The 2,650-nt window shown below is 37.4% G+C and carries 2 protein-coding genes; both read left to right on the plus strand.

Features of this window, described 5'->3' with window-relative positions:
- The first annotated feature begins 80 nt into the window (after window positions 1-80).
- Window positions 81-1,193 (plus strand): tetratricopeptide repeat protein, encoded by a 1,113-nt coding sequence (locus Q0Y54_RS12570; protein WP_297968660.1) that lies wholly within the window; start codon window positions 81-83, stop codon window positions 1,191-1,193.
- Between the two features lie 34 nt (window positions 1,194-1,227).
- Complete coding sequence (locus tag Q0Y54_RS12575; protein WP_297968663.1) at window positions 1,228-2,430, plus strand: tetratricopeptide repeat protein; 1,203 nt, start codon at window positions 1,228-1,230, stop codon at window positions 2,428-2,430.
- Window positions 2,431-2,650: the final 220 nt, after the last annotated feature.

Below are 2,650 nucleotides of genomic sequence, written 5' to 3' on the forward strand. Positions count from 1 at the left end.
TAATTGGAAGATTTTTCTTCTAAAGAAGAAAAATTTGAACAATGGCGTTATAATAGAAGCTGTACTATGCATTTGAAGAAATGGATGAGGTGAAATTGGTAATGCTAAAAAAAATGGTATCAGTTATGCTTGCACTGTTTGTTATTACTATGGCCAGTGCGGTGGAGGCAAAGGTTCAAACAGTAGAAGCCGATGGTTATTACATAGTCGGTGATGGTCCGGAGGAAAATCATTCTGTGGCTAAAATACGAGCGAAAATAGATGCCAAACGGGCTGCGGCTGAAAAGGCAATGGTGTATGTAGAAAGCGTTTCTAATAGCAAAAATGGATTGCTTACCCGGGATGAAATCACCACTATATCGGCTCAGGTCATAGAAATAGAAAGTGAGGTAGTAACAACAGAGGTAATTGGACCAGTTATTCGTTATTGCTGTCATCTTGTAGCTAAAGTAGACTCATCAAATGTGAATAATAAAATACAGCAGGATAAGCAAAAGCTGTATGAAGCGGTGGAACTAAACAAGCGGCAACAAGGTGAATTAGATGCATTAAAAAAAGAACTGGCTGAATTAAAAGAACAGTACCAAAGGGCTAATGAAGCTAAACGAAATGAGATTAATAAAAAAATAGCTGAAAATGAGGATAAATTTACGGCCATAGAATGGTTACAGGAGGGTTATAGTTATCTTTTAAAGGGAGATAATCAAATGGCGGTAGCGTGCTATGAACGGGCAATACAGCTGGATCCTAATAATGATATGGCTTGGTATGGTCTTGCCTTATCCAATGGTAACTTAGGTAATCGTCAAAAGGGAATAGAGTATTTACAGAAAGCAATTAAAATAAATCCTAATAACGAACTTTCACTGCATTTACTTGGGAGCTTCTATTTGACAATAGATTACCAAAAGACGTTAGAGTACGCATTGCGGTCACTCCAGTTAAATCCGAATAATGCTAGCTCCTGTCTTAATGTTGGTATAGCCTATAATGGCTTAGGAAATTATAAAAAGGCACAAGAGTATTTGCAGAAAGCAATTCAACTGCAACCCAATAATGACTTTTTTTGGGCTGTACTTGGCCTTAACTATAATAGTTTGGGAGATAAAGAAAAGGCAAAGGAGTGTTGTAGGAGGTCACTAAAAATTAATCCTTATAATAAGTTTGCCCAACAATTACTTGGCGAATTGTAGTACCTTGCCGCATACATTTTGAGGGGAAATAGAAATGCTAAAAACATTGATTACATTTATGGTCGTATTTCTTGTTATTATTATGGCAAATTCTGTAGAGGCAGAAGTACAAACTATTGAAGCTGATGGTTACTATATTGTAGGCGATGGGCCAGAGGAGGATCATTCTGTAGCAAAAAACCGTGCCAGAATGGATGCCAAACGTGATGCGGCCGAGAAAGCAGGGACATTTGTTGAAAGCTTATCAATTACAAAGGATGGAGTACTTACCAATGATGAAATTATTGTTGCTTCGACAATTGTCATGCAAATAGAAAGCGAAGTAATAACACCTGAGGTAGTAGGAACAACCACCCGTTATTGGTGCCACATTATAGCTAAAGTTGACTCGGACAACGTGATTGGTATGCTGCACGAGGATAAAATTAAATTGTCTGAGGCAGTTGAACAATCAAAACGACAACAACAGGAATTAGATAATATTAAGAAAGAACTTAATGGGCTGAAGGAGCAGTACAAAACTGCCAATGAAGCTAAGCGGAAGGATATTAACAAAAAAATAAAAGAAAATGAAAAGGCATTTACAGCTGTAGAATGGGCAAGAGAGGGTCAACAATACTTTAATTTAAAAAATTATCAAAAGGCCATTGAATGTTATGAACGAGCTATTCAGATAAATCCTAATTTGGATATAGTATGGAATAATCTTGGTGTTGCCTATGTACTGAATGGTGGAAACTACCCAGCGGCGATTGAATGCGGTGAGAGGGTAATTCAAATTAAGCCTACGGATGATAATGCTTGGAGTTTTCTTGGGGATGTATATGCTTTATCCGGTAATACGCAAAAAGCAATCGAGTGCAGCGAGCAAGCAGTTAATATAAATCCGGACAACGGTAAGGCATGGAACAATCTTGGTTATGTTTATGATAAATTAGGAAACTGTCAAAAATCGATTGAATGCTATGAACAGGCAATCCGGATAAATCCTGATGCTGTTCATAATTGGAGTGAACTTGGTTATGTTTATGAAAAATCAGAAAACTTTCAAAAAGCGATTGAATGCTATGAACAGGCAATCCGACTAAATCCAAATGATTATTATAATTGGCGCAACTTAGGCATGGTCTATATGTTTTCAGAAAATAATCAAAAAGCTAAAGAGTGTTTGGATCGTGCAATTAAGATAAATCCCAATGATAAATTTGCACAAGAAATGCTAAATAAACTTTCATAAACTCTCCCCCGCCAGACACCCACCAGAAGGTGAGGGCAGCCATCATGGAACGATTAATATCAGTGTAAACGAAGAATTGTTAGTGTCCCCAATTTCCCCGTGTTTCAATTTCATATTTTTCACATGCGGCAAAATTATCCGGAAATTTTCCGAGGATTGGAGGAGAAATAACGAGCTTTAAGATGTCCCCCACCTCTTTAGGTGGGGGAAAACAAACTAC

Origin of the sequence: uncultured Anaerovibrio sp., from assembly GCF_947302755.1 — a bacterium.
In the GTDB taxonomy this organism is placed as follows: domain Bacteria; phylum Bacillota; class Negativicutes; order Selenomonadales; family Selenomonadaceae; genus Anaerovibrio.

What these genes read in the sequence shown, in the direction of transcription:
- Q0Y54_RS12575 (WP_297968663.1), top strand. Translation starts at nt 1,228, where the DNA reads ATGCTAAAAACATTGATTACATTTATGGTCGTATTTCTTGTTATTATT.
- Q0Y54_RS12570 (WP_297968660.1), top strand. Translation starts at nt 81, where the DNA reads ATGGATGAGGTGAAATTGGTAATGCTAAAAAAAATGGTATCAGTTATG.